The organism is Mesorhizobium sp. M2A.F.Ca.ET.043.02.1.1, from assembly GCF_003952405.1.
Classification (GTDB): domain Bacteria; phylum Pseudomonadota; class Alphaproteobacteria; order Rhizobiales; family Rhizobiaceae; genus Mesorhizobium.
The window spans coordinates 4,239,579-4,263,510 of record NZ_CP034445.1; the positions used below are offsets into that span (position 1 = coordinate 4,239,579).

Here is a 23,932-nt window from a genome sequence, read left to right on the forward strand (position 1 = left end):
ACGAGGGACCGCCCTGCGAGGATGGCCAGGCTTTCCCAAGGGCGGTAATGCTCACAACGGCCGAACATTGTTGCTGGTATGACGCGGCGCAACACTGCCGACTCGTACCACCGTCACCTTCCGCTCCGCGGCGTAGAGCGACGACAGCGCATCCTGCGAGACGCCTTCGTCGGTGATTACTTCATCGATTTCGGAAATGTCCGAAAGCGTGCAGAAGCCGGGCGCTGTGAATTTCGAAGAATCGACGAGCAGGATCGTCTTGCGCGCCGACGAAATCATGGCGCGCTTGAGCGAGGCGACCTCCAGCGATGTTTCAGTGAGCAGCGTGCCGGTGACGGCCGAGGCGCCGGTCATGCACAGGTCCGCATGCAGCGTCTTGATGAAGCTCTCGCCCGGCTCGCCGGCAAGGTGCCGGTAACCGGGCCGCACCGTGCCGCCGGGTAGGATGATGCGCCAGGATTTGATGTCGGCCGCGAAGTCGGCGATCTCCAGGCTGTTGGTCACCACGGTGAGCGGCAGGTCGCGATCGGCGACGGCGCGCACAGCCTCCATCACGGTTGAGGAACTGTCGAAAATGACGCTGTCGCCGGCGCTCAGCCGCCTGGCAGCCTCGCGGCCGATGGCGAGCTTCTCTGCATGCTGCAATTCGGCGTTGACAGTGGTTTCGCGCTCGAAGGTGGCCCGCATTGGCTGTAAGAGATGTGCGCCGCCATGCGTGCGTTCGAGGTAGCCCTTCTCCATCAGATGCTCGAGGTCGCGGCGCACCGTGGACTGCGAGCCGCCGATCGTGTCGGCCAGTTCCTGGATCGAAGCCGCGCCGTTGACGCGCAAATGCTCCAGGATGAGCGCCTGCCGCTTGGCGGGAACCATTTCGACGCGTTTGCTGGGAGTATCCATGCTTGTTGCTCGGCGGCCGGCAGGCCGAATAGAATCCCTCTACCAAATCGTATAACCGCAATCCACAACCACTACCGTGCCGGTCATGGCGCTGGCCGCGTCAGAGGCGAGGAAGAGGATGGGTGCGGCGATCTCATGCGGCTGCGCGACGCGCCGCATCGGCGTCATGTCCATCCAGACGGGCATCAGCTTGTCGTCGCTGAAGCCGCCGCGCGACATCACCGTATCGACATAGGTCGGCGCCACGCAGTTCACCCGGACGCCGCGCGCCGCCCATTCGCCGGCTAGCGAGCGCGTCATGTGATGGACCGCCGCCTTTGCCGCGTTGTAATGCGCCTGGCGCTGCGGCTTGTTGGAGATCAACCCGGACATCGAGCCAAGCGTCACGATCGAGCCGCGACCGCGCTCCAGCATTGGTCTGGCGAACTCGCGGCAGGACCAGTAGGCGCCGTTGAGGTCGACATCGACCACCTTTAGCCACACCTCGTCAGTCATCTCCTCGCCACCTGTGTCGGGCCACGCGATGCCGGCATTGGCGATCAGTATATCGACCGCGCCATGGCGCTCATTGGCGGACTTGGCGGCGACGGCGACGGCCTTTGAATCGGTGACATCGAGTTCGACCGCCTCGACCGCGTAGCCCTTCTGCTTGAGTTGCTCGCGCCCGGCAGCCAGCACCTTTGGATCGAGGTCCGATATGATGACTTTCGCGCCGGCCTCCGTCAGCGCCTCGGCCGTCGAGAGGCCGATGCCGCGGCCGCCGCCGGTGATGAAAGCCGTCTTGCCGTCGAGGCGGAAGCGTTCGAGAAACATCGAAATTGTCCTTCAGGCGTGTTGGAGGGTTTGGCCGGCATTGGCTTGGCGGGCCCGCCCCAGGATCAGCAGGCAGCCGGCGGTGAAGCTGTCGCCGAGGCCGAGCGTCGCCGCCGGCTTGTCCAGATAGGGCGACGCGCAGGCGACGAAGGTCCAGCGTCCTTTGCGAGCGGGCGCCTCGAAGGGAAGCGGATGGAAGGCAGCCGCCGGTGAGATTGAGATGTCACGCGCGGGTGCGCCGTTCGCGGCCCTAGCGCTGGCGATCGCGCAGCCTGCCATGAGTGCCATCTCCTCTTCTTGCGGATCACTGAGCGTCACGGCGGCCGCCCATGTGTCGGCATGCACACAGACGCGATCGAGCCCGAGCCGGTCGCCGAGCGCGATAAGCGCCTCCATCGGATTATGGGCTGACGGGTTCATGGCGAGCAACTCGGAATGGCTCATGCCAACCGAGGTGATTGCACCGCGCGCATTGGACAAAAGCTCCTCAATCGCCTGTTGCGAAGCATAGCCCGCCAGCTCGAAATGGATCGTGCGCAGGCCGGCATCCTTCCAGTCCCGGCTCAGCGCGAACACATGCCGACTGGCGGCGCCGATGTTCTCTATCGCCTCATCGTTGAGGCCGGAAAGGAGCCCGGCCGCGGCCGACGGCGCCAGTTGCCGCGATAGGCTTTCGAAATCGGAGTCATGTTGGATGCCGCGGTCGCAGAAGCGAATGATAACCCGAGAGGATCGCGGCGGGACAACCGGACCGATCGCTCGGCCGGCGGTGAATTCGAAGATGAAGATTTCCGGGATATGCGGCCCCGTGGCCGGAACTTCGTCCACGCTTTTGAGCGCCCCGCCATCCGCCAAAAGAACACCCGGCGGGATTTGCCGGAGCATCAGGTCATGGCGATCTTCCAGCGCCACGAGCGAGCGGACGCCGAGTTGCGCGAGCACCCAGGCCGCCTGCGGCCCGGTTCCCCCTAGGGCATGGCGAGGCTGCAAGCGCTCGCGCAGCCATGCCGGGCCTTCCGGCCAGTCGAAGCGCACCTCGCCGCCTACGCCGCGCGCCGCCCGCGCAAGCAGAAGCGCCGCAAGGCGCGCCGCCTGTGGGTCGGCCGGTGCTTCCAGCAGCGGCCGGATGTCGTTCATCTCGACCCGCGCGTCGACGCACGCGCTGATGCCGCACAGGAAAAGCCCGGTCGAGGACAACGCGTCGGCACCGAGCGGACCCGATCGGGGATCGGTCAGGGCAGCATAGCGTTCCGCGAGCGACCCGGTGGCAACATCGCTCATCCCGCGCCTTTCCTCCTCAACCTGCAGTCTTGTCAATTGCTATCATTATCTTCCAAATCGTCAATGCGATTTTTGCTCGACGACGTTGAATACGCTTTCGCTTGGAAGGGCTAAGGCAGTGACACTGGCGACCCAACCTCGGCTGCAACAATGCGGGCCAACCTTGGTTTTGCGACAAAGCATTGCTAATTCAAAAGGTTATGTGAGTTCGGCTTTTGGCCGAGCCTTCGCATCGGAAGTGGCTGCGGGCAAAGCGACCTCCTCTCCAAGCAAGAGAGAGTTAGATAGCTATTGACAGATTATGATAACTTTTGCCATAGTGGCGGTACGCTCGGACCGCGACATCGCGGCGGCGCACATCAGATTTCACCGAGGAAGATCATGGTCACGAGACTGGACAGGAAGCTGGCGAACATCCGTGCCGGCCGTTACACGCGGGCCGATTTCGTCATCGCCGATGCCAAGGACAGCGATGTCGGCGCCGGCGTGACCGCCACCGGCTTCGACTATTCGGCCAAGCCGCCGCGCCGCCGCAGCCGCCAGGAATTCATTGCCCAGATCGAAGAGATCATCAAACAGGACGTTGTCGACATCATGCTGGTGTCGCAGTCCAATCTCGAACTTCTCGACGAGCGCGGCGCTTTCTTCGGCAGCGAGGTGAAGCCCGCCATCCGCGGCAATCTGGAAACCATGTGCTGGGGCGCCGTGCGCCATGGCACCTACTCCCAGACCGCCTCGGTGCCCTTCCGCGACACCAATCTGGCGCGCGCCATCGCCAATTATCCCGCGCATGGCACCGACCTCGCCCTCTATTCGGTTTCCTTCAGCAACGACGTCGAGCGTGACGTCTCCACCCTGAACGCCTTTGCCGACTTCCGTGCCGAGGCGGCTCGCGTCGGCTTCAAATATTTCTACGAGGTCTTCAATCCGAGCATCGACCTCGGCTTCAGCCGAGACCAGATCGGCGAATTCGTCAACGACAACATTATCAAGTCGCTGGCGAGCGTGCCGAAGGCCGAACGCCCGCTGTTCCTGAAGACCGCCTATAACGGTCCGAAGGCGCTGGAAGAACTCGCAAGCTTCGACAGCGAGCTGATCGTCGGCGTGCTCGGCGGCGGCGCCGGCACGACGCGCGACACCTTCGAGCTCGTCGCCCAATCGGAGCGTTACGGCGCGCGCCTCGCGCTGTTCGGTCGCAAGATCAACCTCGCTGAGGCGCCGCTGCAGCTCATCGTCCTGATGCGCGCGGTTGCCGACGGCACGATCGCGCCCGAAGAGGCCGTGCGCGCCTATCACGGCGAGTTGCAGAAGCTCGGGCTGACGCCGAACCGGCCGCTCGCCGACGACCGCGCGATTACCGAGGAGGTGCTAACCGAAGCAGCCGCCAAAGCGGCGTAAGATCAGCGCTCGACGGCAGAGCCGTTGCATTGCGACGACGGCACAGCCGTCGCGTTTGAATGATCCGGCGACGGGTCACGGTGTCCGCGAGATGGAGGCTCGCGGCGCGCATCGTTTGGGAACTGAAAAAGGGAGGAATATGATGAGAAAAATGCTGTTTCTTGCGACGACGATCCTCGCCGCAGCGCTTTATTCCGCTTCTGCCAATGCCGAGCAGAAAGAGGTGACCGTCTGGTCCTGGTTCGTCCAGAGCACGATGGAGAAATCGATCGCTGCCTTCGAGAAGGCCCATCCCGACATCAAAGTCAAATACACCTATTACAACTATTCGCCCGAATACATCACCGCGCTCAAGGCCGCTGCCGCGTCGGGCAGCCTGCCCGACGTGATCGGCCTGCAGCCCGGCTCGCTCACCCAGCAATATCGCGAAAATCTGGAAGCGGTGAACGAACGCGCCGCCAAGCAGTGGGGCGACAAATGGGCGGAGAAGATCTTCCCCGTCAACCGCAAACAGATGCTGATGGGCAATCCCAAGGGCGATGAGAACTATTACATCATCCCGCAGGAATCGCAGGTGCTCTGCATCTGGTACAACCGCAAGATCTTCGAGAAGCTCAACCTGTCTCCGCCGAAGACCTATGCCGACCTCAAGGCGGCGGCCAAGGCGCTGACGGATGGTGGCTACATCCCGATGTTCCAGGGCGCGGCCGATGGCTGGCAGAACGAAAACGTCTTCCTGATGCTCGCCAACCAGTTCTCGCCCGGCATCGTCGACAAGGCGCAGGCCGGCGAGACGCCGTGGACCGCGCCCGAGCTGGTCGCCGCGATGAAGGCCTGGAAAGGCCTCTTCGACGACGGCATCTTCCAGCAAGGCGCGCTGGGCGCCCATGCCTATCCGACCGGCGCGCAACTCTTCGCGCAAGGCAAGGTCGGCATGATGGCGCTGGGCTCCTGGTGGATGCAGGAAAGCAAGTTCCCGCCGCCGCTGTCCGAGTTTGTGCAGAACATGGAGGGCTTCGATTTCTTCTACATGCCCCCGGTCAAGGACGGCAATTCCGCCAGCCCGCCGGTCGGCGGCATCGATATCGGCTACGGCCTGACCAAGAACGGCGGCAAGAATCCGGAAGCCTGGACCTTCCTGGCCGAGCTCACCAACGGCGTCGGCCTGCAGGAAGCGCTGAACGACCTCAACGACCTGCCGGCCTTCGACGGCAATGCGCCGAAGGGTGACATCACCGACCATGTCAAGGACATGTCGGCCCGCTTCATGGCCGATTTGCCGAAGGCCGAGAACCAGCGCTTCGCCTCGCCCGCCGTCGCCGAGGCGCTGGACAATGCGTTGGCGGGCGTCGCCGCCGGCAGCACAGAGCCGGAAGCGGCCCTGGCCGCCGTCCAGGCGGCGAGCGAGAAAGCCCTTGCCGCGAAATAACCCAAGACCAACTGCCGGGCGTGGAAACGCGCCCGGCTCTTTCCTTCAGTGCGGTCCTTTTTCAGGTAAGATGGCGAGCATCATGAGCGCAGAGGCCATGCGAGCCGGAACCGCCGTCCAGGCGGCGAAACGGCGATCGGCATCGAAAGCTTCGACGGTCTATCTCTTCGCCCTGCCGGCGACCCTGCTCTTTGTCGTGTTCATCGCCTATCCGATCCTGTGGGTCGCGGGCGAAAGCCTTTACACCGGCACCGCAGACGGCCGCGCCGTCTTTGCCGGCTTCGCCAATTACACGACCATCCTCAGTGATCCGACCTTCTGGATCGTGGTGCGCAACATGGTGCTGTGGGGCATCATCACCATTCCCGTGCAGATGCTGATCGGCGGGCTGCTCGCCTATTTCATCGAGCGACACACCCACGCCCTGCGCGGCTTCTTTCGCACCATGTTCTTCCTGCCAGTGGTGACCTCGGTCTCGGTCATAAGCCTGGTCTGGGTGCAGATCTACGCGCCTTACTACGGCATCGCCCAGGGATATCTGAAGCATGTCGGCATCGTCATGATGACGTCGCCGATCGGTGACCCGAAGACCGCGATCTACGCGCTGATTGTCGTCAACATCTGGCAATGGACCGGCTTCTCGATGCTGATGTATATCGCCGGCATCGCCAACCTGCCGAGCGAGGTGCTGGACGCCGCCCGCATCGACGGCGCTAGAGGCTGGCGGCTGGCCGTCCACGTCATCGTGCCAATGCTTTCGCCGGCGACGAAGTCGCTGCTGCTGCTCGGCGTCATCGGCACGCTGCAGACCTTTCCGATCGTACATCTGATGACCGGCGGCGGCCCGAACCGGGCGAGCGAAGTCTTCGGCACTTTCATCTTCAAGCAGAGCTTCGTCCTCGGCGACACCGCCAGCGGCGCAGCCCTTTCCGTCATAGTGCTGGTCATTGCGTTGGTGTTGTCGCTGGTCCAGATCGCGCTGCTCGGCGCCCGCCTGTCGCCCGCCGGGAAGGACGAGCCATGATGACGCTTCTTTCCCGCAACCGCATCCGCGGCGTGGTCATCCATGCGGTTCTCTTCGTCGTGCTCGGCTTCTGGATGATCCCGCAGGTCTACATGCTCTCGATCGGCCTGCGTACCCCGGCGCAGGCCTTCGATGCCGCCTTGTTCACCTGGCCGGTGACCTTCGACAATTTCGTCACCGTGATCCGCGACAATCCGCTGGGCGGCATTTTCTTGAACAGCCTGATCATCACCGTGGCGACGGTGGCGATCGTCGTCGCAGTCTCCTCGCTCTTTGCCTTCGCCTGCGCGATCCTGCGGCTGAAGGGCTCGATGCTGCTCTACACGACGCTTCTGACGACGCTGATGGTGCCGCTTGCCTCCATGGTCCTGCCCTTGGCGATCCTGCTCAAGACCTTCGGCTGGGTGAACACCTATATCGGCCTTATCCTGCCCTATGCGGCGCTCGGCGTGCCTTTCGCCATGGTGATCCTTAAGGCCTTCATGGAAGACGCGCCGCGCGAGCTGTTCGAGGCGGCGCGCGTCGATGGCTGCAATGCATGGCAGACCTACTGGCATGTCGCTCTGCCGCTGGTGCGGCCGGCGCTCGTCTTCGTCACCATCTGGCAGTTCATCGTCACCTGGAACGAGTTCTTCCTCGCCCTCATCGTGCTGACCAAGAGCGAGATGAAGACGCTCACCATAGTGCCGATGCAGTATTCCGGCCTCTATATGGCCAACCCCGGCGCGCTCTTCGCGATCCTGACGCTGATCGCGCTCCCTTTGATCCTGCTTTATGTGCTGGTGCAGCGCGCCTTCGTGCGCGGCCTGCTGGCCGGCGCGGTGAAAGGTTAGGCCATGGCCGCACTGACCATCGACAAGATCACCAAGGCCTTCGGCCACACCACGGTCATCCCCGAGCTGTCACTGACCATCGAGGACGGCGAGTTCTGCGTGCTGGTCGGGCCGTCTGGCTGCGGCAAGTCCACATTGCTTCGGATCATCGCCGGGCTGGAGCCGATCAGCTCCGGCCGCATTCTGGTCGATGGCGCCGACATGAGCGACGCCGAGCCGCCGGAACGGGGCGTGGCCATGGTGTTCCAGTCCTACGCGCTCTATCCGCACATGGATGTCGGCCGCAACATCGGCTTCGGCCTCAAGATTGCCCGCACGCCCGTCGCCGAGATCGCCGAGCGCGTCGGCCGCGCCGCCGAGAAACTGCGGCTCGGCTCCTATCTCAAGCGCAAGCCGCGCGAGCTCTCCGGCGGCCAGCGTCAGCGCGTCGCCATCGGCCGCGCCATGACGCGCAAGCCGAAGCTCTTCCTGCTCGACGAGCCGCTCTCAAATCTCGACGCAGCACTTCGCGTCGGCATGCGCGTCGAGATCGCGCGGCTGAAGGCGGAGCTCGCCTCCACCATGGTTTATGTCACGCATGACCAGGTCGAGGCGATGACGCTGGCTGACCGCATCGTCGTCATGAATGGCGGCCGCATCGAGCAGGTCGGCGCGCCGCTCGACCTCTACCATCGGCCGGCCAATCTGTTCGTCGCCGGCTTCATTGGTTCACCAGCGATGAATTTCCTGAAGGGCCACGTCGCTTCGGTCGAGGGCGATCAGGCAACGGTCAGCGTGGATCTCGGGTTTTCGCTTCGGATGTCCGTTTCGAAGCTGCCTCAGCCGGGCGCCGAAGTGACAGTGGGTATTCGGCCGGAGCACATCGTGCTTGCCGCCGAAGGTCAGGCCGATGCGGTCGCCCTGAAAGCCAGCGTGGTCGAGCTTCTGGGCAGCGACACTTTCATTCATGTGCGTGACGGAGAGGAGAGCCTTGTCATTCGCGACAGCGGCGGCCGTATGGTACGCGCCGGCGATCGCATCGCGATCTCTCTGCCGCCCGGCGCCTGCCATCTCTTCGACAACGCCGGCCAAAGAATTTCCGACACGGCGGCAGCCACCGAGCCCGCCTGACACGTTCTTACGACATCACGAGAGGGAAACCATGACGGATTTTCACGGACGCAACATTCTGGTGACGGGCGGCAGCGGCGGCATTGGCGGCGCCACCGTGCGGCATCTGGTGCGGGCCAATGCCAATGTGATCGCGGCCGGCCGCTCGCAGGCGGTGCTCGATGCCATCGCCAGGGAAACCGGGTGCCGGACAGTCACCTTCGACCTCGCTTCCGAGGACGAGATCCGCGACGCGCTCGAAGGCCTCGACCTCTGGGGCGTGGTCAATTGCGGCGGCTTCGGCGGCGAGATCGCGACGCCGATGGACACCGACATCGCCATTTTCGACAAGGTCATCACCATCAATGCGCGCGGCGCGCTGCTTGTCACCAAATACGCCACGCGCCAGATGGTGGCGATCGGCAAGGGCGGCGCGATCGTCAACGTCTCCAGCCAGGCGGCATTGGTCGCGCTCGAAGGCCATATTTCCTACGGCTCGTCCAAGGCGGCTCTGGAAAACATCACCCGCTGCTCGGCGCTGGAGCTGGGCAAATACAACATTCGCGTCAACAGCGTGAACCCGACCGTGGTCATGACGCCGATCTCATCCGGCCACTGGAGCCAACCGCATGTCGCCGAGCCGTTCCTGAAGCAGATGCCGCTCGGGCGCTGGGCGACTGAGGACGAGGTCGCCGGCCCGATCGTCTTCCTGCTCAGCGACGCCGCCTCGATGATCACCGGCATCCATCTGCCCATCGACGGCGGCTACACCTGCCGGTGAGCCGATCCAGCCATCGGCCTGATACGACACAATGGAGCGAAACCAGAAGCAGGCCGCGTATCGCTTCATATATGTGCGGGGACGAGCGGCTAACCCGGAGGTCATCTAATCTGCCAGGGGTAAAGCTTTTCGAACTTTCTGGGTCGCACCTCCGGCCGAATTGCTCGCGTTTGTGAAGGAGATTGGAATTTCTCAATCCGAAACGGAGCAAGCTTGATCGGCGCTGGCCGTCTACGGCGAGACCGTCGAGGGACCCCGTCAGTATAGTCCTGCGTTCGTACGCTGAGGAGAGTTCTCAACCACGGGGTCACGGTCCCGTATCCAGTCCCCGCAACCAATTTTATCATAAATCAATTACCGTCCCGGTCTAACCCGGGGCGGTTTTTGTGTTTGGACGGGCACGCAACCATCGCAGCCCGCCAGGCGGTGCATCACCGCGCCGAGAAGTCGCGCAGAACGGTGGAGCGAGCAAGTTATCGCGTCTAGGCACGGCGTACCGCCCCTTAAGGGGAGACTATTATTGTTGACGGTACCGGTTGCTGGTTTGGGACAAATAGGGCACCAAGGCGATGGCGGAAAGACAGCTTTGCGCCCCAATTCCGGCTATTGGTGGCGGCCAGGTACTGTCCCGAAAGCCGACGCTAGCCGCGATCGCGCCGAGGCTCACTCTCAACCTAGAAAGGGTTAGCTGCTTGCTCGGCTACCCAGGAATTTGGCGTACTACTCAGCCAATCTGCCAGCCTCGCGCCGTGTCGTCGCGAAGCCTGCCAGACAGTTGAGGTGCTCATCCGTCAAGTCGGATACTGAGAAGGCAGCGGTGTGCTAGCTGTGAGCTTTCAGGACGTTGTCCATTCGGCCCCGACCGAGAAAGCAGAGATTGTCGAAGCTTGGCGATTCTCGGAGGACCGTTAGAACGTCCATAAGAATGCCCGTCTGACGCCGCTGGGTCGAGAGGAGATGGCCCGCGACGTTGTTGAGGGCCGCCTTTCCAAAGCCAATGCGGCGCGGACATACGGGGTGACGGCCAAGGTGGTGGCGCGCTTAGTTCCGGGTCGAGGGCAGCAGCTCGCGCGAGGCCGCAGTCATTCTCTGTTCTCGATGGCTAACTTGCAACCTTTGTCGCAGAGCTGGCGATGAATTCGGCCACGGCTTCCAGCTGCGAACGCATTGGCACGTTGACGACCGGCAGGTGTGACAGCTTCCTACTCCATTGTGCTGGCTTTTTTCCTACGCCGGTTAATGTGCGACTGCGCGACGGCCAGTTTCAACTCGGGTGTGATCTCCACAGGCGCATTCTCTGCCCCATGTGGGCTCTGCAGCCCCTCGACGTGAACGGTCGGGAATGGGAGTTCGATGCCCTGCTCCTTGAAGGCCTGGCGGAGGCGCAAAAAGAATCTCCCCTTCATAGCGAAGGCACCTCCCGGTCTGGTTGTGACCTTGACCCTCAATACGATGCCATACTCACCGAACTCCTGCACGCCCTGCATCTTGATCGGTTCGATCACCCAGTTCTTGAATTCTGGATCTTCCGCCAGTTCCAGGCCTATCCGCTTGATCAGCTTGCGAGCGAACTCGATGTCGGTGTCATAGCCGACGGTGATGTTGAATTTGTCGGTAACCCAGTCACGGCTCTGGTTCTGGACGGCTCCGAGTTCACCGAACGGGATCGTGAACAGCGGGCCACGATGGTGACGCAGCTTTACGGAGCGCAACGAAAAGCTCTCCACCGTACCCCTGTAGCTGCCCGATGAAATGTATTCGCCGACACGAAATGCATCGTCGAGCAGATAGAACACGCCCGAGATCACGTCCTTGACGAGGGTTTGGGCGCCAAAACCCACAGCGACGCCAACGACGCCGGCGCCGGCGATCAGGGGGCCGATCTGGATACCGACCGAGGCGAGCATCATCAGCACCGCCATGACGACGATCACTGCCAGTAGAATGTTTTGGATGATGGGCAAGAGCGTGCGCAGCCGCGCCTGCTGCGGATCGACGACCGGCATCTCCTCGTCGCTGATTACCGCGTGCGCTTCGATGCCCAGCTTTCTCTCGATCAATGCCTTGATGATCGACCAGCCGAAATCGGCTGCAAGCGCAATGACAATGACATTGATCAAGCCGCGCAATATGAGCGTGGTCGTCTTGTTGCTGTCCTGCATCGACTGCATGTCCAGACCCCAGGCACGCGCAAGAAGGTAAGCCGCCGCCAGGATCAAGATCATCCGGACTGCGCGATCGATGACAGCGATCGTGACCGCCGGGATCGTAGGCCGGCCGGCATCTTCCGAACCCGGCCGCAGGACGAAATTGACCCCGCGCTGCGTCAGCACGATTGCGAAAGGCAGGAAGAATGCGGCGAAGGTAAACCAGAACAATATGGGAAGGCCGGCGATGCGCAGCAGGAACAGGACGACGAAGTAAGCAGTCAAAAACCATGTCGCTGCCGTGTGACCGTGCCCATCGTTCCGCTGTGTTCTCGGCCGACGCCAAACGGCAATCAGAAAGAGCAGCAGCAGCACGAAATCGGCACTTACCGACAGCACCAGCATTCCGTCCTGATCAATGCCGAGACCCGGCAAGAGGATGAACGCGGCGCCGAAGAAGGCGCAGACGCCGGAGATCTTGGGTACCCAATAGAACCAATGGTCGGCCGTTTCGTTGGTCACCGGCAAAGCACGAACCTCGACGGCGTTCTCGACCTGCATGAAGGATGGGACGAGCAGGGCTGCGAGGTACATGCGCACAGCCGCTGTGGCGACCGCAGCCATCAGAAAGGTCAGCACGATCTCGCGGATAAGCATTGGCCAGTCAAACAACATGAACGCGCCGGCGCTGCCCAGCGCGAACGAGACGATCAGCAGGCTGGAATAAAGCGTGCGGCCGCCAATCTTCCTGGCCCGCCCAATGGGCGTATCCTTCGATTGCGCGATGATCCACAAACGGAACGGGCGGGTGAGCTTGTACGTTGCCCAAGTGAGCGCCAGGCCGGCAGCGATGAAAATCGCGATCAGCAAAAGCATGCCGGCAGGCCTCTTGCCGGACATATCCTCCATGGTCTCTGCCCGCACGCGCGCGAACTGGCCTGGCAGAGAGGGCAAGGTCCCCACGATTCTTTCGATATGATGCTTGATCCGATCGAGCGTCGAGGATGCCATCGTATTCATCCGGCCCGGCGCGGCCACGGCATCGGACGATGCGCCGGACGGCGAAGCTCCTGCCGCGGCAGGCGTTCCGGTCGGCCCGGCGTCCTGCTTTCGTTGCTCGGCCACCCAGGCCTTCACCGACGGATCGTCGAGAAGATCGAATAACTGTTTGACCTTTTCAGGCGGAACGGTCGCCGGCGCCTGTGCCTGTGACGGACCAGTCAACAAGAGGGCGATCCCAAAGACGAGGGACCTGGCGATCAGGAAAAACATCGCGGTCAGATATCCGGGACGTCGAGCCGGGCGCGCCAGATTCCTGGCTCCCAATCGTCGAATCATGAGGCCTTCCCCCAAATCGGCAAGCAAGACATCCATGCCCGCGAGCACTCCGATCGCACCAATCACGTTTATCCGGTTCCCCTTTGCCAGCGATTGATGAGACACCAGGCTGATCAGCGTTGGCGGCACGGTCGGTGCGATGCAAGTGCTGAAAAACTCCGCAGCATTGCCTGGACACCAACATGCCAAGCTTCCAGGGGTGCTGGCCATCGCGCCCAAGGCGCAATCATTCGATACCTTGGTCTATGGTTTCCTACGTGGGAGATTGACCAGGCTGCACGTGTGGCAGCCCGCGCCGACACCGGCTAGCAACGAGATGCTGGCCACGGTCAATGCTTCGCTTGCTCTGTCGGACCAAACGGCAACAGGCTTAGCTCCGAAGGCATAGCCCTGCTTTCGCGCAAGAAGTCGATCGCCGCGAGGTCACTCCCCTAGTCTTTGGCCAGTGCTTCCAATACTTCCGTATGTATCCAACCATTCAGTCGTCTAATCGTCTGGAGACAACTCGTTCCGTATCACTCTGGCGCAGTTTCAAACATTGGAGAAGAATAATGAAGCTCATCGCACTTGGTGCCGCGTCTCTTGTTGTTTCTGCCGGAACCGCACTTGCCGGCAGCGATCACTACGGGTCAGAAAAGGCTACTCCTGCCGACAAGTTGCATACCTCCTCGATCGAGATGATCGACGGACATGCCAAGCATGAAGCCGGTCAAACGGTTCGAAAGCCAGTCACGCCTAACGACAAATGTGGACAGGGTATTTGGGGGCAGTAGACCAAAGGCAGCTAAAGGACCGCTAGGTCTTTCTCTCAGATCGAGCGACTCAACGATAGAAGAGGCCTGGGCTTATAGGGCGCGCGCCGTGCATTCGCCATTGCGTCCATAACCCACATCCTCCAGGCACAAAAATCGAACTGCTGCCAAATCGAGGCGGCAGTTACCATCGATGGCACGCGCCGGCCTCATGGCGATTTCGACCGTCTGTCCCAGCCCTTCATTGCGGGAACAATGGACCAAGGTATGGAACGCACGCTTCCTCGGCACGATGGCCTGCACCTCGCAAAGCCCGGCATGGTTGGATCTCTCTAACGCGACGGAAATGGAGGTTAGGAAATGACACCGCGTCCAGCTCTTTCGAAGGCACTGCACATCGTCCTGAGGCTCTGCGGCATCGACATGGCTGCGCCTCGAGCAAGGCGCAGCGGCAGCGCTGTCCAGTCTGATCACGCGAAGGCTCAGCGAGTTTACACACGCAACGGGGTCAGAATGTCCATCTCTCCCAGAGATCATCGGGACCGCGAGTAAATTCACTCCCCTGTAGCGGAAGGCAGCTGGTCAAGGAGTCTTGGCCGATGACCATACCATGGACCCAAGAGCCAGAGGTGACGTGAGGGCGCAGCGCCTGCCTCACTCGATTACCGGGGCGGTCCTTGAGGATAACAAAGGTGGCCACCGGCTCTGCTCGAGAAGTTCGGATCGCACGAGTAGTCGGTGCCACCTGTCATGTGAGCCAGCGGGCGGCCTCGTTGCGTTCAGGACTAGAAGCATTGGTTGAGGTTTTGACCGAACGGGATTTGTCATGGACTGGTGGATCGCTCCCCCTCTCTACATGGCTCTGGTGGGCGTCGCCGGAATTGTTGTCTGGAACGTCATTCCGCGGAGTCGCCCCAATACAAGGCTGATCGTTCAGATTGCCTTCTTCCTTGCAATGTCGGTTCTCCTTCTGGACGGTGCCGTCGTCCCGTACGAGATAACCCGGAGCGGAGAGACAACGGCCCGAGCGATACTTTTCGGGGCGGCGAAAGCGCTCTGGTGGGTTCATCTTGCGTGGGCGCTGATCGGTTTCGTCCGCATCTTTCTCGTCTTCGAGGGGAAGCCACGCGAGGCAAGGCTCCTGCAGGATCTCGTCGTTGGCGTCGTCTATGTCGGAATGCTGCTGTCGGTCCTCGCTTTTGTCTTTGGCGTGCCGGTCGGAACCCTGATCGCCACCTCAGGGGTCTTTGCCATCGTCCTGGGACTGGCCCTGCAGAACACGTTGAGCGATGTATTTTCGGGCATCGCACTAAACCTCGGCCGCCCTTATGCGCTGGGGGACTGGATCGTTTTGAGTGACGGCACCGAAGGCCGGGTCGTAGAAACCAGTTGGAGGTCGACCCAGGTGCTCACCTGGGCACACAACGTCGTTGCACTTCCGAATAGTTTTCTGGCCAAGCTTGGGTTGACCAATGTGAGCAGGCCAGACGACAGCCATGGAATTGCTTTCACCATAAGAATCGCACCGACAAAAATGCCGGCCATCGTGGTGGAGGTGATGCGTACAGCCTTGCTGAGCTGCAACTCCATCTTGAAGGAACCGCCGCCCATAGTTGTTATTCGGGATTTGAATGCCGTGGCGATCGAGATCGATCTACTTGTGCATGTCGAGAATTTTGGCCGACGAATAGCCGCGCGGAATGAAGTCTTCGATCTCGTCTACCGCCACGTCAAGTCCACAGGCCTGCTGCTTGCGGCACCTCCCTCGTCGATCGCCGTGAGCAACCTGCCGACTGAAGAGACGGCGAGGCCGCCAAGCGTCACCCCGATTGACCTTATAAGGGCCATACCGATTTTTTCGGCGCTGACGAACGACGAGCAGGAGGCCCTTGCCGCGACGACCTCGGTTCGCACCTACCGAAAGGGCGACATCATCGCACGACAGGGAGAGATGCTGCCGTCGCTCATGATCGTTCGAGCCGGTATCGTCGCCCGGCAACTGGGCGAGGGCGATGCCCGCATGCAGGATATCGGTCGCCTCGCGCCCGGCGACTTCTTCGGTGAGACAGGGCTGCTGGCCGGCATCGGCGAGACGTCGACATTGCGAGCGTTGACACATGTCGTGGTCTACGAAATTGACCAGAAAAGCTTCGCTCCCTTGCTGCTTGCCCGGCCCGAAATGGCCGAAGATCTCGCGGCGGTGCTGGCGACCGGCATGTCTGCTTCAGGCGAAAGCGGCGCTCCGGAACAGCGACACGCGAACTCGAGATCTGCACTGATAAAGACCATTCAGACGGTCTTTCGCGACATCCGCTCCGACGCCTTTGGACACCGGGGCCTCGCAAGAGGGCAGGAAGCGATGACCATCCTACGGAGCGAGATACCTAGTTCAGGATAGGAAGGATTGCTTCCCACGGACGCGGCCACGGAACTTTTTGTCTGGCGCGCGATTGCGGCGAAGGTCAAATCATCGTGACATCGAGCGGATCCGGCTCGTGGCGCCCTCGCAGCCCGCTTACCATCGGCCTGAGGCTGGACGGGCGTGGCCTTCGTGCTCCATTTGCAAGCCCTCAGCCTTGATCGGTTTGTCCGGCGTCGAGTTCCGACCGTGCTGCCGGCACTCGCAGGATCACGGTCGTGCCAGCCCCCAGGACGCTCTCGATTTCGACGCTTCCGCCGTGCTCCGTGGCGAAATGCTTCACCATCGGCAAGCCTACACCGCCCAAGCCCTTGCCCTTCGTGGTGAAAAATGGCTCGAAGGCACGGGCAACGTTCCCTGGGGTCATTCCGATACCTCTATCGACGATGCGAAGCTCGATAAGGGCGGCACGGCCTTGAACGGCGGCGGCGTCGATCGAGATCAAGCCGCCGCCCGGCATCGCGTCACGCGCGTTGAATACGAGGTTCAGGACCGCATTCTGCAGGCCCAGGCGATCGCATTTCGCGCGAGGCAGGTCGGATCCAACGCGGACCTCAAACTGGATATGCGGCTCGCATGCGCATCGGACGAGGGCCTCGACCTCGGTCAGGCAAGCACTTACGTTGGTTTCCTCGACCTCACTATGGCTCTGTCGAGCCCTGCTTATCGTCTCCCGGACAAGCGCGCCGGCTTGCAGCAAGGCCGTCTTGGCGCTGCCGATCGCGGGCTCGAGTGCTGGCGCAACCGAGACGCCGGGGTCCCGCGCGATGCGGTTTAGCGCGGATAACGCGATCTGGATGAGATTGCCCAGATCGTGAACGGTGCCAGCCGACGGCTGTTTCGTTTGGAGGTCGTGCCGAGCGGCTTCGGCGGATGAGTCACGGACATACTCGCCCGCTGGGTCTGCTTTTGTCTCGGCATGTAGCATCTCAGCCCCGTAAGTTGGCTAATGGCCTCTGTTTCCAGGGACGCTATTTCGACGGGCCTTTGCCATCGATTGGATCGAGGGAGAGGGCCGACCATACCACGGTATATGTCTTTGCTGCAGATATCGTTGGATCAAGCCGGTTCGATCGGTGCCAGGACTTTACTGAGTTGGTCGTCCGCTTGTCCGAATCCTGGCCGACAATGCCCACAGTATTGGTCCTTGCCGCCCGCTCCGCCCCTGACCGATCGATGCCTCGTGGCTAGCCTTCGCCTCTCGTCGGCTAGGACTCCCAGTCTCCGAATGCATCCGCCCTAGACCTTCGCATCGGAAGACCGATGCCTCCGTAGAATAGTTCAGCCGGCAAGCTCGAAGCATTCTTCCCTGCAACAGGTCACGTTCCAGTCGCAAGGAGAAGGAAGTGCAAAGGATTACGAAAATTTTGATGCTCGCCGCGGCGTTTGCCGCTTCGGGTGACGCCATGGCCCAACCCGCGGGCCAGCAGGTCAAGCCGACAATCGTGCTGGTGCATGGTGCTTTCGCCGAATCGTCGAGCTGGAACGCGGTGATCGCCGACCTCAACAAGGACGGCTACAAGGCAATCGCCGCGGCCAATCCTCTTCGCAGCGTCGCGAGCGATGCAGCGGCGGTTTCGGCCGTCATCCGCTCGATCTCGGGACCGATCGTGCTGGTCGGCCATTCCTATGGCGGGCCGGTCATCACCGAGGCAGCCAACGGAAAGAACAATGTGAAGGCTCTCGTCTACGTGGCCGGGTTTGCGCCCGAAACGGGCGAGTCCAGTCTCACGCTCTCGGCGAAGTTCCCAGGCAGCACGCTGGGCGACGCGCTGCTGCCGGTGGCGCAGGCCGACGGAGGCCAGGACCTCTATATCCAGTCGGAAAAGTTCCACCAGCAGTTCGCGGCCGACGTGCCTGCGGCCGAAGCCAGCCTGATGGCGGCGACCCAGCGTCCAATAGCGAAAGCCGCCTTGGCGGAGCCGTCCAGCGAAGCCTCCTGGAAGACGATTCCCTCCTACGCGATCTATGGCTCAGCCGATCGAAATATCCCGCCTGCGGTCATGAAATTCATGGCCGAACGCGCGCATGCCGTGAAGACCGTGGTCGTCGATGGCGCCTCCCACGCCGTGATGGTTTCGCATCCCGACGAGGTCGCCGCGCTCATCGAGGACGCCGCCTCAGCTCGGTGAAGAGCCTGTGACGGCCGGCATTCCGTTCCGCAACGCAATTCAGAACGCAAGATAGGAGTTTGGACATGAAAATCGTCATCATAGGCGGCACAGGACTGATCGGTTCGAAGACCGTCGAGAGGCTGCGCAAGAAGGGTCATGAAGTGCTCGCCGCTTCACCGAACAGCGGCGTCAACACCGTCACGGGCGAAGGCCTGACGGAAGCTCTCGCCGGGGCGCAGGTCGTCGTTGATCTCGCAAATTCGCCGTCGTTTGAGGACAAGGCCGTTCTGCAGTTCTTCGAGACCTCCGGTCGGAACCTCCTCGCAGCAGGCAAGGCGGCCGGCGTCAAACATCACATCGCACTCTCGATCGTGGGCGCCGAGCGCCTGCCCGATAGCGGCTACCTGCGCGCCAAGATGATGCAGGAAAAGCTGATCCGGGAGTCTGGTATTCCCTACACCATCGTTCATTCGACGCAATTTTTCGAATTCCTGGGCGGCATCGCCCAGTCGGCAACGGTCGGCGATACCGTAACCCTTCCGTCTGCCTACTTTCAGCCGATCGCATCGGACGACGTCGCCGACATCATGACGGACGTGGCGCTCTCCGCCCCGATCAACGGCACCATCGAGATCGCCGGGCCTGAGCCGATCCGCATGAGCGATCTCGTCGCGCGGTTCCTGAAGGCGACCAAAGACCCACGCAAGGTGATCGGGGATCCCCACGCGCGCTATTTCGGCACGGAACTGGACGATAGCTCGCTGGTCCCCGGTGACCATCCACGCATCGGAGCGGTCCGTTTCGAGGACTGGTTCGCCCACGCCCCGCTCCCTCGACACTGATCCCCCCGCGGCCGCGCATCGTCCGATGACGCGGGTCCAGCTTCAACGCGAAAAGAGCGAGCCTATGAAAGACGACTTTTCTTCCGCCGCCGGAGCATCGCGCCGAGACATTTTGTTAGGCGCACTCGCCACCACTGTGGCAACCGGCCTCTCCATAGCTGCGCCCGCGCAAGCAGGGCGGGCGAAAGACCTTTCCTCTCTCAGACCAGACAAAGGACCCAAGACCATGAGCACCATCACCACCAAGGACGGCACTGAGATCTACTACAAGGACTGGGGTCCGAAGGACGCTCAGCCGATCGTCTTCCACCACGGCTGGCCGCTCAGCGCCGATGACTGGGACGCGCAGATGCTTTTCTTCGTCGCCCGGGGATATCGCACCATTGCCCATGACCGGCGCGGGCACGGCCGCTCCGCGCAGGTGAGCGATGGTCACGACATGGATCACTATGCCGCCGACGCGGCGGCCGTGATCGAACATCTCGGTTTGAGGGGCGCCATCCATATCGGCCACTCGACCGGGGGCGGGGAAGCGGCCCGCTACGTCGCTCGCCATAGCAAGGGGCGCACCGCGAAGCTCGTCCTCATCGGCGCCGTGCCGCCGATTATGGTAAAGACGCCGGCCAATCCTGGCGGCCTTCCAATCGAGGTGTTCGACGGGCTGCGCAAGTCGCTCGCCGACAATCGGTCCCAGTTCTACATCGATTTCCCGTCGGGGCCCTTCTACGGTTTCAACCGACCGGGCGCGAAAGCGATCCCGGGCGTCATCCAGAACTGGTGGCGGCAGGGCATGATGGGCAGCGCCAAGGCGCATTACGAGGGCATCAAGGCCTTCTCGGAAACCGATTTCACCGACGACCTCAGAATCGTCGACGTGCCAACTCTCGTCATGCATGGCACGGATGATCAGATCGTGCCGTTCGCGGATTCGGCACCTTTGTCCGCAAAGCTCCTGAAGAACGGTACGCTCAAGGTCTACGAGAACCTGCCGCACGGCATGTGCACGACCCATGCCGAACTGGTGAACAACGACCTTCTCGCTTTCATCAAGTCATAGGCTCACGCCGTACCGCCAGCGAGAGCCTGCCGTCGGCTGTCCTCCCCTTCGGCCGGCGGCCCCCAATCACTCAAATCGCGACTGGAGCCAGACAGTGATCAAGACCATCCTCTGCAGTGCAGCAACCGTAACGATTCTCGCAAGCACGGCACTTGCCCACGATACGATCGGCGAGAACGTCAAGCTTGTCTACGACCAGCCGCTGCCCAACGTGCCAGGCAAGAGCATGCGTGCTGTATTGGTCGAGTACGCGCCCGGCGGCACGTCCTCGGCACATACGCATCCAAAGTCGGCCTTCATCTACGCGACCGTGCTTGAAGGCGCGATCCGCAGCAAGGTCAACGATGGGCCGGTCACGACCTATCACGCCGGCCAAGGCTTCTCCGAATTTCCAGGCGACCGTCACGGCGTCAGCGAGAACGCCAGCGCGACTGAGCCTGCCAAGCTGCTTGCCGTGTTCGTTGTCGATACCGACGAGAAGGAACTGACCACACCCTCCGGTGAATGAAAGCCTCTGGATCGGTTCGACAAAGGAAACGGCCGCCGCCGGAGCATCCGGCGGTACGGTTGATAGGATAAGGATGGCTGCGATGCTTAAAGAAAAACTAGGCGATCTGAAGTCGCCACGTCTTGTAAAGATGAAACCATACTGCAGCATATTCGACTGCAGCCTGGCCGATCACATCGCCCTGATCGAGTCCGGAACGCCGTTCGAAAGGGAAGGCTTCAGCCTGAAGAAGAAAAGAGCTGCATCGGCGGGTCGACTTCAACCATGTAACGCGCAAGGGCCCACGTCCCGGCGCTGATGCTGGATAACGCAGAAATCCTAACCGAGAACGTCGCCATTCGCGATTGGTTCGCCGCGGAGCACCCAGCTTTCGGCGTTCTGAGAAGCTTTGGCCGAATACGCGTTCTGGAAAAGCTGTCTTTCATCGATACCCGCCAGGAGCAAAGCAATGTCCGCATTTGACAACAAGGTCGTCATCATCACCGGTGGAAGCTCAGGCATCGGTCGCGCAGCGGCGCTTGCATTTGCTCGGCAAGGCGCAAAGGTGATCGTAACCGGCCGCCGAGCGACGCCGCTAAAGCAGACCGTCGCCGAGCACCCGAACATTGTCAGCCTCGTCGCCGACGCTGCGGAGCCTGAAGATGCCTCCCGCACCATCGCCAAGGCAATCGACACGTGGGGTCGCCTCGACGTGTTGGTGAACAATGCCGGCGCGGGTGCTCTTCTGTCCCTGCATGAAGCTGCCGCTGAGCAGGTCGCGAGCATATTTGCCGTGAATGTCGTCGGTCCCAGCCTGCTGGCGGCGGCAGCACTCCCGCATTTGACGGCGACTAAGGGAGCGATCATCAACATTTCGAGCACGTTCGGTCATAGGCCCGCGGCTGGGCTCTCCCACTACGCCGCCAGCAAGGCGGCGCTGGAACATCTGACCCGCTGTTGGGCGCTCGAGCTCGCGCCTGAAGGTGTGCGCGTTAACGCCGTCGCCGCCGGCCCGACTGAATCCGGAGCGCTGACCGGCATGATGGGGCTCTCCCCGGAGCATGCTGCCGTCATTGAGGAAGCGGAGCGCGCGCAGATACCGCTCAGACGACGCGGCACGCCGGACGACGTCGCCAGATGGATCGTCCAACTGGCCGATCCGGCGTCCGAGTGGGTGACTGGGCAGGTGATCGCCGTCGACGGAGGCCTGGGCCTCACATGACCTGCCTACTTCAGATTCTAAGGGCCTTGGCGGACCATGACTTCCGCCTGTTCCCCCTCTGCCCGAAACCCTGTTGGAGACCATAGAGATGAACGGCACCGGCAGTCGGATACTTGCAGGAGTTTTGGTTCCCGATACGCCGCTCGTGCAGCAGGCTCTCGATCATACGAGCCAGGAAAGCGAGCCCTATCTTTTTAATCACGTCGTCCGTTCCTGGTTGTTTGCGGAGCGGATCGGACAGCTTCGCAACATCGATCACGACGCGGAAGTCGTCGCCGTCGGTGTGCTCTTGCACGATCTTACGCTTAACCAGCGCTTCAACGGTCCGCGCCGGTTCGAAGTTGAAGGCGCCGATCTGGCTCGGGCCTTCGCGAGGCAAGCCGGTGTCGACGAGCACCGCGCCCAGTTGATCTGGGACAGCGTCGCTCTCAACTCGACGCCATCGATCGGTCTCTACAAGGAAGCGGAGGTGGCGCTCTGTACTGCCGGGATCTGCCTGGATGTCGTGGGTCTGCAATATGAGATCATTCCAGCCATGGAGATCGCCAGGATCGTCACGGAGTTTCCGCGGCTCGACATGAAGCGGCGCATGACCCAATGCTTCTGCCACATCGCCAAGACGAGGCCCGAAACGACCTACGACAATTTCATTCGGGATTTCGGTGAACGCTATGTCCCCGGATACCGAGCTTCTTCTTCCGTCGATCTCGTAGCGAATGCGCCCTTCGACGAATAAATGCAGCAGGCAGAACAAGTTCGCTTGAGCTATCGCCTGACGGGGCCGCCAGAGCAATTCCGGGAAAAGTGTGAAGCGGTTGGCCGTTAGGAATTGCGCAAATCAAAGAGATAGCGCGTTCGCCGTTTCCGTGAAAACGGTGAAACGATCTCGTCGTCGACGAGTTGCAATTCTGGCGCGCTAATATCCCACTAACGGTTGCTGCCCCGTTCAGGCCACGGTCTCACGCAGTGGCACGGGCAGTGTCTCCCAGGCCCGGATCAGCTCACCGATGGAGGCTGCCTCCATCTTGCGCATGACGTTGCCGCGATGCAGCTTCACCGTCACTTCGCTGATGCCGAACTCGAAGGCAATCTGCTTGTTGAGGCGTCCGCGCGCAACGTGATGCAGGACCTCGCGCTCACGGGGCGTCAATGTCTGAAGGCGTTCGACATTTCGCTTGACCACCTCTGCCTTCGCCCGTCGCGAGGCGTCCATCGCAATGGCCGCGATTACGGCATCGAGCAATGTTTGGTCCCGTACCGGTTTGGTAAGAAAATCCACTGCGCCGGCCTTCATCGCCTGAACCGTCATCGGTATATCCCCGTGACCAGTGAGAAAGATGATTGGCTTCGGGTTGCCATTCTGGGCCAGATGATGCTGCAGATCGAGACCGCTCGCCCCTGGCATGCGCACGTCAAGGATCAGGCAGCCAGGTTTTTGTAATACGTCGGCTTGGAGCAATTCGCGTGTCGAGGCAAAGCAGACCGGCTGGAAACCTGCCGACAGAATTAACTCCGACAGTCCCTCCCGAACCGCTGCATCGTCATCGACAATGATCACGAGCGGCTGCTCCGCTTGGACTTTGTGCGGTGACGGTGCCGATCTCGGTTGGAGCGGCTGGTCAACTCTCATCATTACCCTCCATTTCTCGATCGTTTAAGGCGTTGGCAACGGCAGCAAGCAGGGCTTGACCGTCGAAAGGCTTGCGAAAAAAACCGCTGATGCCCTGAGCGCGAAACTGATCCGCTATCTCGTGGCGGCCGGTGATAAGGAACACTGGCAACTCCGGACGAGCCTTCTTCACAAGGTCGCGAAGTTCGAAGCCATCCGTGCCAGGCATTCCGATGTCGGTGATGAGCACGTCTACGCCCGACAGCCTGCGGTCGAGCAGCGATCCCGCCGACGAGAAGCACCAAGCGACATAACCCGCGGATTCCAGCAGGTCCTCCAGAGACTCGAGGACTCTCGGATCGTCGTCGACAACCGCCACGACAGGTCGCACCGTGCTCAC

21 protein-coding genes and 1 pseudogene are annotated in these 23,932 nt (G+C 61.6%); 15 read left to right on the forward strand and 7 right to left on the reverse strand.

Annotation, left to right across the window (positions count from 1 at the left end; genetic code table 11):
• Positions 1-51: 51 nt before the first annotated feature.
• From EJ068_RS20210 to EJ068_RS20220, 3 genes are read right to left on the reverse strand one after another with little or no spacing between them, the layout of a single operon-like run.
• The gene (locus tag EJ068_RS20210; protein WP_129554828.1) at positions 52-897 is read right to left on the reverse strand and encodes a DeoR/GlpR family DNA-binding transcription regulator; all 846 of its coding nucleotides are present in this window, start codon (positions 895-897) and stop codon (positions 52-54) included.
• A gap of 39 nt (positions 898-936) precedes the next feature.
• Positions 937-1,710, reverse strand: a complete 774-nt coding sequence (locus EJ068_RS20215) for an SDR family oxidoreductase (protein WP_129554829.1) — start codon at positions 1,708-1,710, stop codon at positions 937-939.
• A 12-nt stretch (positions 1,711-1,722) separates the two neighbouring features.
• Positions 1,723-2,991, reverse strand: a complete 1,269-nt coding sequence (locus EJ068_RS20220) for an ADP-dependent glucokinase/phosphofructokinase (protein ID WP_129554830.1) — start codon at positions 2,989-2,991, stop codon at positions 1,723-1,725.
• Between the two features lie 381 nt (positions 2,992-3,372).
• On the opposite strand from EJ068_RS20220, the gene EJ068_RS20225 reads away from it, so the two are divergent.
• From EJ068_RS20225 to EJ068_RS20255, 7 genes and pseudogenes are all read left to right on the forward strand, one after another.
• Positions 3,373-4,389: a hypothetical protein gene (locus EJ068_RS20225; protein WP_129554831.1), complete on the forward strand. Its 1,017-nt coding sequence runs from the start codon at positions 3,373-3,375 to the stop codon at positions 4,387-4,389.
• Positions 4,390-4,531: 142 nt separating this feature from the next.
• Entirely contained in the window at positions 4,532-5,818 is a 1,287-nt protein-coding gene (locus tag EJ068_RS20230; RefSeq protein WP_129555030.1) for an extracellular solute-binding protein, read from the forward strand.
• Positions 5,819-5,900: 82 nt separating this feature from the next.
• The gene (locus EJ068_RS20235) at positions 5,901-6,842 is read left to right on the forward strand and encodes a sugar ABC transporter permease (RefSeq protein ID WP_129554832.1); all 942 of its coding nucleotides are present in this window, start codon (positions 5,901-5,903) and stop codon (positions 6,840-6,842) included.
• On the forward strand, positions 6,839-7,675 hold the full coding sequence (locus EJ068_RS20240; protein WP_245463166.1) for a carbohydrate ABC transporter permease: 837 nt from the start codon (positions 6,839-6,841) through the stop codon (positions 7,673-7,675). Before EJ068_RS20235 ends, EJ068_RS20240 begins: the two co-directional genes overlap by 4 nt.
• Positions 7,676-7,678: 3 nt before the next feature.
• Positions 7,679-8,785: a sn-glycerol-3-phosphate ABC transporter ATP-binding protein UgpC gene (gene ugpC / locus EJ068_RS20245; protein ID WP_129554833.1), complete on the forward strand. Its 1,107-nt coding sequence runs from the start codon at positions 7,679-7,681 to the stop codon at positions 8,783-8,785.
• 31 nt (positions 8,786-8,816) lie between these two features.
• A complete protein-coding gene (locus EJ068_RS20250) occupies positions 8,817-9,545 on the forward strand; it encodes an SDR family oxidoreductase (protein ID WP_040972442.1) in 729 nt (242 codons plus the stop codon).
• 957 nt (positions 9,546-10,502) lie between these two features.
• Positions 10,503-10,592 (forward strand): annotated as a pseudogene (locus tag EJ068_RS20255) (hypothetical protein); the annotation flags it as partial.
• Between the two features lie 155 nt (positions 10,593-10,747).
• On the opposite strand, the gene EJ068_RS20260 reads toward EJ068_RS20255, so the two are convergent.
• Entirely contained in the window at positions 10,748-13,240 is a 2,493-nt protein-coding gene (locus EJ068_RS20260) for a mechanosensitive ion channel family protein (RefSeq protein ID WP_245463480.1), read from the reverse strand.
• Between the two features lie 341 nt (positions 13,241-13,581).
• Here EJ068_RS20260 and EJ068_RS20265 point away from each other — a divergent pair, with 341 nt between their 5' ends.
• Together EJ068_RS20265 and EJ068_RS20270 are read left to right on the forward strand one after the other, a co-directional pair.
• Positions 13,582-13,803 (forward strand): DUF680 domain-containing protein, encoded by a 222-nt coding sequence (locus EJ068_RS20265; RefSeq protein WP_128315307.1) that lies wholly within the window; start codon positions 13,582-13,584, stop codon positions 13,801-13,803.
• Between the two features lie 805 nt (positions 13,804-14,608).
• Positions 14,609-16,180 (forward strand): mechanosensitive ion channel family protein, encoded by a 1,572-nt coding sequence (locus tag EJ068_RS20270; RefSeq protein ID WP_129554834.1) that lies wholly within the window; start codon positions 14,609-14,611, stop codon positions 16,178-16,180.
• A gap of 172 nt (positions 16,181-16,352) precedes the next feature.
• Here the strand turns inward: EJ068_RS20270 and EJ068_RS20275 are convergent, their stop codons facing one another.
• Entirely contained in the window at positions 16,353-17,129 is a 777-nt protein-coding gene (locus tag EJ068_RS20275; protein WP_128315094.1) for an ATP-binding protein, read from the reverse strand.
• 442 nt (positions 17,130-17,571) lie between these two features.
• On the opposite strand from EJ068_RS20275, the gene EJ068_RS20280 reads away from it, so the two are divergent.
• The 6 genes from EJ068_RS20280 (at position 17,572) to EJ068_RS20305 (ending at position 22,659) form a co-directional block, all read left to right on the forward strand.
• Complete coding sequence (locus tag EJ068_RS20280; protein WP_128315095.1) at positions 17,572-18,333, forward strand: alpha/beta hydrolase; 762 nt, start codon at positions 17,572-17,574, stop codon at positions 18,331-18,333.
• A gap of 65 nt (positions 18,334-18,398) precedes the next feature.
• The gene (locus tag EJ068_RS20285; RefSeq protein WP_128315096.1) at positions 18,399-19,157 is read left to right on the forward strand and encodes an SDR family oxidoreductase; all 759 of its coding nucleotides are present in this window, start codon (positions 18,399-18,401) and stop codon (positions 19,155-19,157) included.
• A gap of 226 nt (positions 19,158-19,383) precedes the next feature.
• On the forward strand, positions 19,384-20,214 hold the full coding sequence (locus EJ068_RS20290; protein ID WP_348527541.1) for an alpha/beta hydrolase: 831 nt from the start codon (positions 19,384-19,386) through the stop codon (positions 20,212-20,214).
• Positions 20,215-20,308: 94 nt separating this feature from the next.
• On the forward strand, positions 20,309-20,722 hold the full coding sequence (locus tag EJ068_RS20295; protein WP_128315098.1) for a cupin domain-containing protein: 414 nt from the start codon (positions 20,309-20,311) through the stop codon (positions 20,720-20,722).
• Between the two features lie 448 nt (positions 20,723-21,170).
• The gene (locus tag EJ068_RS20300; RefSeq protein WP_128315101.1) at positions 21,171-21,923 is read left to right on the forward strand and encodes an SDR family oxidoreductase; all 753 of its coding nucleotides are present in this window, start codon (positions 21,171-21,173) and stop codon (positions 21,921-21,923) included.
• An 88-nt stretch (positions 21,924-22,011) separates the two neighbouring features.
• Entirely contained in the window at positions 22,012-22,659 is a 648-nt protein-coding gene (locus EJ068_RS20305) for a hypothetical protein (RefSeq protein WP_128315099.1), read from the forward strand.
• Between the two features lie 210 nt (positions 22,660-22,869).
• Here the strand turns inward: EJ068_RS20305 and EJ068_RS20310 are convergent, their stop codons facing one another.
• Together EJ068_RS20310 and EJ068_RS20315 are read right to left on the reverse strand one after the other, a co-directional pair.
• Positions 22,870-23,553 carry a response regulator transcription factor gene (locus EJ068_RS20310; protein ID WP_128315100.1) on the reverse strand — a complete coding sequence of 228 codons (684 nt, stop codon included), beginning with the start codon at positions 23,551-23,553 and terminating at the stop codon, positions 22,870-22,872.
• The gene (locus EJ068_RS20315) at positions 23,543-23,932 is read right to left on the reverse strand and encodes a response regulator (RefSeq protein WP_129554835.1); all 390 of its coding nucleotides are present in this window, start codon (positions 23,930-23,932) and stop codon (positions 23,543-23,545) included. The genes EJ068_RS20310 and EJ068_RS20315 overlap by 11 nt, the downstream gene beginning before the upstream one ends.